Source organism: Arthrobacter sp. H20, assembly GCF_000520515.1.
Classification (GTDB): domain Bacteria; phylum Actinomycetota; class Actinomycetes; order Actinomycetales; family Micrococcaceae; genus Arthrobacter_D.
The window spans coordinates 1-4,983 of record NZ_KI914757.1 but is presented as its reverse complement, the minus strand read 5'-3'; the positions used below and the strand labels follow the sequence as shown (position 1 = coordinate 4,983).

Here is a 4,983-nt window from a genome sequence, read left to right as displayed (position 1 = left end):
AGGGTCAATCCGGCGGGAGAGCTGGCATCCACCCCGACGGCAAATGGCGCGGCCAGGGACACCCAGCCGGGCACACGAACGGCATTGCGGACAGCCGCATCAAGGAGCTCGCCGTGGGGTCGCTGCCCCCGGGCCAGCCATGTGATCTCTACCGATGAATTGGTCACTACCTGCTGGAAGTCCGCTGCGACCGGTACCTCAAGGAACGCATGCCCACCGACGTCGGCAGGCAGGGACTCGAGGATGGCGCTGATGGCCGGCGCTGCGGTCTCGTCCCCAGCCAGCAGAACGTGCTGTGCGAGCCCCGGGCGCCATTCAATACCGCCGTAGGAGCCTGCCGTGGTGCAGGTGGCGGCGTTGACGTTCGGACCGATCAACCAGATCCGGTCGCCGGGGGTGGCGGCCGCGGCCCAGAGTGAGGCTGGTCCGCCGTTCCCTTCAGCATCGAAGTGCATCACGAAGTCAACGTCAATCTCAGGCTGATCACTAGCGCACCGGGTTTCGCGCACCGTGTAGGTCCGCATGGATCCGCGCTCGGCGGGGTCCAGGGCGAGCCACTGCTGGTACCACCCGGAGCCCTCGGCCGGAGACTCAAGTAGTGCACGCAGGTCCAGCCGGGGGGCGTCGTCGTCCCGAGAAGCGGGAATCATCACCTTGATGCGCAGGTCGAGTGACTGTCCCTGCACTCCGAAGTCCTGCAGGCAGGACCCGCCGAAGGTGATGCGCTGGAAGTTGTCGCTGAGGCGCTGCACCCGGGTGACGACGACGTCGAAAGCGGTCACTGCCGAGATGGCGGCTTCGGCGCGCGGCGCGCGCTGAGCCTGCCGGCTGGCACGGTTACTGACCTCGGTCATGATGCTTCCTCCAGCTGGGGCGGGTACAGCGTGTCCTGCGGGTTTGGCAGGAACCCCTGACCAGCGGTCGTTTCGGATGATGCGGAAGTGGAACCGGTGTCACAGTGGTGCCGGCCAACCGGCACCACCATGGGTGTGCCGGACACTGGGTCAGGGATCACACGGCATTGCAGTCCGAAGACTGAAGTGACTGTTTCCTCGGTCACCACGTTGGCAGGGCGGCCCTGAGCGGCAATCCGGCCGTCCTTCATGGCGATCAGATGATCGGCGTAACGCGCAGCGAGGTCGAGGTCGTGGAGCACAATGGCGACCGTGGTGCCGTCGCGCCGGTTCAGGTCGGTGATGAGATCAAGCACCTCCACCTGGTGGGTGACATCCAGAAAGGTAGTCGGCTCATCCAGCAGCAGAATGTCGGTCTGCTGCGCCAGGGCCATGGCAATCCAGACACGTTGCCGTTGCCCGCCGGACAATTCGTCGACAAACCGGTCGACGAGTTCGAGGGTGTCGGTCGCCTCGAGGGCTGAGGCGACCGCAGCGTCGTCGTCGTCAGTCCATTGGCGGAACCAGCCCTGATGCGGGTAGCGGCCACGCCCTACCAGGTCTGCAACGGTGATGCCGTCAGGGGCCACCGGCGTCTGCGGCAGCAGGCCCAGCGTGCGCGCGACGGCACGGGTGGACAGCGAGTGGATGTCCTTGCCGTCGAGGCTGACGACGCCGGCCGTCGGTTTAAGCAGGCGGGCCAGGCCCCGCAACAGGGTGGACTTGCCGCAGGCGTTGGGGCCAACGATCACAGTGACCTTGCCGGTCAGTAGTTCGATGGTGAGGTCCTGGACCACTGTGCGGTCATCGTACGCGAGTGTCAGTTCGCTGGCTGCAAGCGCCATATCAGCCTCCCTGGCCTGAGCGGTTAGCGGTCACGAGCAGCCAGAGGAGGAACGGGGCGCCAAGGACGCCCGTCACCACCCCGACCGGCAAAGACACGCCGGGAATCATGGTGGCCGCCACGAAATCTGCGGCAAGGACAATAACAGCGCCAACCAGCGCCGAGGCGGTCAGTGACACGGCACCCTTGACCAGTCGGCGGGCGATCGGGCCGGCCAGGAAGGCAACAAACGCTACGGGGCCGGCAGCGGCCGTCGCGACGGCGGCGAGTGCGACCCCCACGGTGATCAGGCCCAGCCGCGAAGGCTCCACCCGCAGACCCAGGCCCGCCGCGGTGTCGTCGCCCAATTCCAGGCCGCGCAGCCCCCGCGACAGGACCGCAGCCGCGGGGACCAGCAAGAGGAGGGCGAGCGCCAGGATGGTGGCGCGGTTCCAGTTGCTGGAGTTTAGGGAGCCATTGAGCCAGACCAGGGCGTCCGAAGCGGTTCGGATGTCGGTGCGGGTCAGCAAGAAGCTGACCACTGCGTGCATGACCGCGGCGAATCCGATCCCCACGAGAATCAGCCGGTAACCCGCCACCGATCCGCGGCGGGAGAGCAGGTAGATGGCCGCTGCAACGGCGAGCGCACCGATCAGGGCTGAAAGGGAAACGGTGACGCCAGCGGCGCCGAAGAGCACTATAGCGGCGACTGCTGAGGCGCTGGCGCCGTAGCTGATACCGATGATGTCGGGGCTGGCGAGCGGGTTGCGGAGCATGGTCTGGAAGATGGTTCCCGCCAGGCCGAAGGCCACCCCGATGAGGACGGCGATCACGGCGCGGGGAAGCTTGTTCTCCATCACGATGAAGGTGGCACCGGGAATATCCGCGCCACCGAGGATCCTGACGAAGTCGGGGATAGTCACCGTGTAGGTGCCCAACAGGACTGTGATCGCGAAGAGCATAACGGTCATCCCGGCGAGCGTCCCGATCACCAGGCGGCGTCGGGCCGTTTGGCGGTGCCGGCCACTACGAAGAATGGCCTCTGGGGTGCAGGACGTTGGGCTGGTGACTGCCGCCGCGGCGGCAGTAGGCCGCCCGGTGTTGAGGCTCACAGCTGGGCCAGCTTCCGACGTCGGACCAGCCAGATGAACACCGGCGCACCAATGACGGCGGTCATGATGCCCACCTGCACCTCACCCGGTGGCAGGATCAACCGCCCGACAATATCTGCGCCGATCAGGAGGACGGGTGCGAGGACCACCGAGAACGGCAGGATCCACCGGTAGTCAGGGCCGGTGAGCACCCGCACCATGTGCGGAATTACCAGGCCAACGAACGCGATGGGCCCTGCTGCTGCGGTCGCCGCACCGCAGAGAATGACAATTCCAAGTGCGGCGACGCCTCGGGCGACAGCCACGTTTTGGCCTAGCCCTTTGGCGATATCGTCGCCGAGGGAAAGACTATTGAGCGCTTTGCCAGTCAGGAGGGTCAGCAGGATACCGACGACCAGGAAAGGCAGGACCGGCAGCAGTACGTCCCAGCCCCGACCCGACACGGTGCCCACCTGCCAGAACCGGAACCGATCAAGCGTTTCCTGGCTGGACACCAGTACCGCATTCATCAGGCTGCCCAATCCGGCGGACAATGCAGCTCCGGCAAGGGCGAGTTTGATTGGGGTGGCGCCTTCCCTGCCGAGGCTGGCGATGGCATAGACCACGATGGCGGCGAACGCAGCGCCAGCAAACGCGAACCAGATGTAGCCGGTCACGTCGGCTACCCCGAACACGTAGATGCCAGTGACGACGGCGAGCGCCGCACCGGCGTTGACACCGAGAATGCCCGGGTCGGCCAACGGGTTCCGGGCCACACCCTGCATAGCGGCGCCCGCGAGGCCGAGGGCAGCTCCAACCATCAGGCCGGTCACCGTGCGGGGAATCCGGGAGTGGACCACCGCATGGTCGCCGTCGCCTGGGTCGAAGTCAGTCAGTGCTGCAACCAGAACGTCGAAGCTGATGGGTCGCGAGCCGAAGGCTAGCGACGCGGCACAGATCAGGGCGAGAACTACCACTGATGCGATCAGCTTCGGGACCCGGCGCTGTGCCCGGGTCCTGATCGAAGCGGTCGGTGCGCCCGGGGAAGGGGGTGGTGCAGTCTCGACTGCCATCACGCACCTCCCTACCGACAAACCCCGGACAGAAGTAAGGCTAGCCTACGGTTACCTCTATTAGGAAACGGTTCTGTTCCCTAATTGCGCTCCGGCGGTGGGCGCAGGATCCCCCACGGCGTGCAGGTTTCCCCACCTGCCGCCGTCGTCGCCGGTAGTTCGGCGTGTCGCCCCAACACGCCGAAACCCCGCCCAGAAACCGGGGGGTCCGGTACGGGCGGGGTTTCGCGGACGATGCTACCGACGAGTCAGGCTGCGGCCGGAGGCGTTCCGTGACCGAACGGGCGACCGCCGAGACGTTCCCTGCCGTGCTCAGCGTGCCAGTTGGACAAATCTGGGCCCTTGGGCACAATCCCCGTGGGATTGATGTCCTCGTGAACGATGTAGTAGTGATCTTTGATCTGATCGAAGTCAACTGTGTCACCGAAACCTGGGGTCTGGAACAGATCCCTGGCGTAGCCCCACAGCGCTGGCATTCCGGTCAGCTTGTTGCGGTTGCACTTGAAGTGCCCGTGGTAGACGGCGTCAAAACGCACCAGCGTGGTGAAAAGCCGCACATCGGCGTCGGTGATGGTGTCCCCTACCAGGAACCGCTGATGGCTGAGCCGTTCTTCGAGCCAGTCAAGAGCTGTGAACAGGCGGTCGTACGCCTCGTTGTAGGCTTCCTGCGAACCGGCGAATCCGCAGCGGTACACGCCGTTATTGACCTCGGTGAAAATCCGCTTGCTCACCTCATCGATCTCGGCGCGGAGCTGCTCCGGGTACAGATCGGGGGCGCCCTCGCGGTGGAAGTCCTTCCACTCGGTGGCGAAGTCCAGGGTGACTTGCGGGAAGTCATTGGTTACTACCGCACCCGTGGGCACGTCGACGATCGCCGGGACCGTGATACCGCGGGGATACTCGGGATCCCGTTTGAAGAACGCCTCCTGCAACCGCTCGATGCCCAAGACCGGATCGCGGCCGTCCGGGTCGAGGTCGAAGGTCCAGGACCGCTTGTCATGGGTGGGTCCAGGAGTGCCTAGTGTAGCGTGTCGTTGATTCCTTTGGGGCTGATTGTTTGTCAGACTTGATTCATGGTTTATTTGGCGAGGGCATTGGAGTTG

General features: G+C 65.2%; 5 protein-coding genes. All 5 read right to left on the bottom strand.

Annotated features, from left to right (window positions below):
- On the bottom strand, positions 1-854 hold an 854-nt coding region (locus Y703_RS20355; protein WP_051427663.1), incomplete at its 3' end, for a siderophore-interacting protein.
- Positions 851-1,738 carry an ABC transporter ATP-binding protein gene (locus Y703_RS0115585; RefSeq protein WP_026553451.1) on the bottom strand — a complete coding sequence of 296 codons (888 nt, stop codon included), beginning with the start codon at positions 1,736-1,738 and terminating at the stop codon, positions 851-853. The genes Y703_RS20355 and Y703_RS0115585, both read right to left, overlap by 4 nt.
- A 1-nt stretch (position 1,739) precedes the next feature.
- Positions 1,740-2,687: a FecCD family ABC transporter permease gene (locus Y703_RS20350; protein WP_035765590.1), complete on the bottom strand. Its 948-nt coding sequence runs from the start codon at positions 2,685-2,687 to the stop codon at positions 1,740-1,742.
- A 137-nt stretch (positions 2,688-2,824) separates the two neighbouring features.
- On the bottom strand, positions 2,825-3,880 hold the full coding sequence (locus tag Y703_RS0115575; RefSeq protein ID WP_026553450.1) for a FecCD family ABC transporter permease: 1,056 nt from the start codon (positions 3,878-3,880) through the stop codon (positions 2,825-2,827).
- Between the two features lie 248 nt (positions 3,881-4,128).
- The coding region (locus Y703_RS20345) for a glutathione S-transferase C-terminal domain-containing protein (RefSeq protein ID WP_253908082.1) at positions 4,129-4,983 on the bottom strand (855 nt) is incomplete at its 5' end.